The sequence below is a fragment of the Synechococcus sp. R8-2 genome, from assembly GCF_047461715.1.
In the GTDB taxonomy this organism is placed as follows: domain Bacteria; phylum Cyanobacteriota; class Cyanobacteriia; order Thermostichales; family Thermostichaceae; genus Thermostichus.
This window is the reverse complement of the sequence record NZ_JANSHQ010000728.1, coordinates 1-1,440: the sequence shown is the minus strand read 5'-3', so window position 1 is coordinate 1,440 and position 1,440 is coordinate 1. Positions and strand designations below refer to the sequence as shown.

Genomic DNA, 1,440 nt, shown 5'->3' with positions numbered 1-1,440 from the left:
CGGAAAAATCTCCGGACAAAAAAGAGGGGCATGATCGATTTTCGCTCGCAGCAGCAGCAGAAACCTTTTTAGACTGGGAGATGAAGTTCTCTCCTCACCTGGCTGTGGTTTTTTCTCGTCCTCATCCTGAACACTCTGCCTCTTCGCCTCAGGAGTTCGACGATCTCTGGTTCGACCCCGAGTCTGCCCCTCAAGACGACCTCGCAGAAGTTGACTCAGAGCCAGGGGCCGGCGGATCCCGGTTGAATGAAGACGCTGTCGATCACTACCTGAATACCATCGGTCGCGTGCCCCGCATCGATCACGCTGAGGAAATCGAGTTGTCGCGCAAAATTCAGCAAAAGCTCCTTATCGACCAAGCCCGGCAGGAATGGCGGCAACGGCGGGGGGAGGATCCCAGCGATGAGGCTCTGGCCGAGGCCCTGCAGATTTCCGTATCCACCCTTCGCTCCCGCATCCGACAAGGGGAGCAGGCTCAGCGCAAGCTGGTCAACGCCAACCTGCGCCTGGTGGTCAGTGTTGCCAAAAAATACCTCAATCGGGGGGTGCCCTTTTTGGATCTGATCCAAGAGGGCAATATCGGGTTAATTCGGGCCACCGAAAAATTCAATGCCGAACGGGGGTTTCGCTTCAGCACCTACGCCCATTGGTGGATTCGCCAAGGCATTACCCGCTGCATTGCCAACCAAGCGCGGACGATTCGCCTGCCGGTACACATGGTCGACAAAGTACGCCTGCTCAAGCGCACCAACCGCGAGCTGATGAAGCTGCAGGGGAGGCGGCCCACCGAAGCGGAGCTGGCAGAAGCCTTGGGCATTAAAGTCAAGAAACTGCGCATGATCCAACAGGCTGCTGCTTTGCCCCTGTCGCTGGATGTGCCGGTCGGCCAGGAAGGAGAAAGCCGCCTTGGAGATTTGCTGCAAGATGAGCGGCAAGAGCAGCCCTTTCAAGGGATCCTCGTGCAATCGATGCAGCAGGATGTGCGTTCTGCCATGCAAACCCTGAAGCCGATTGAGAGGCAAGTGCTGGAGTTGCGCTATGGGTTAGACGGGCAACAGGCGAGAACCCTGCGGGAGGTGGGGGATCACTTCAACCTAACGCGGGAACGGATTCGTCAGATCGAGCGGGATGCCCTGCGCAAATTGCGGGTGGGCTATTCTTCGCGGGCTTTGGCCCAGTACATTCGCTAGTGGCTACAGGCCTGGCAGACCGATTTCCGGGCCAGCTTCTGCCCAGGGATAGCCTTTTTTCAATCTTCTTGGGTTGAACACCATAGCCCCTTGCAGCGGCGATGATAAGGATCCCTTATCCCCTGAGCCTATTGGGGCTGATGACCCCCCGGCTACCTCATCTTCACGACCAGAGCCAGTGGGAAGGACTTTGGCAGCTAACCTCTTTGGTCGTTGAGGAGTTGGCTGATCGGTTTCCTCTGGCGCTCAG

At 57.5% G+C, this 1,440-nt stretch carries 1 protein-coding gene; it reads left to right on the top strand.

Translation table 11 applies throughout. The annotated features are described in order from the left end of the window. Positions 1-80 precede the first annotated feature (80 nt). A complete protein-coding gene (locus NW819_RS14290; RefSeq protein WP_414351534.1) occupies positions 81-1,190 on the top strand; it encodes an RpoD/SigA family RNA polymerase sigma factor in 1,110 nt (369 codons plus the stop codon). Positions 1,191-1,440 lie beyond the last annotated feature (250 nt).

What these genes read in the sequence shown, in the direction of transcription:
- NW819_RS14290 (WP_414351534.1), top strand. Translation starts at nt 81, where the DNA reads ATGAAGTTCTCTCCTCACCTGGCTGTGGTTTTTTCTCGTCCTCATCCT.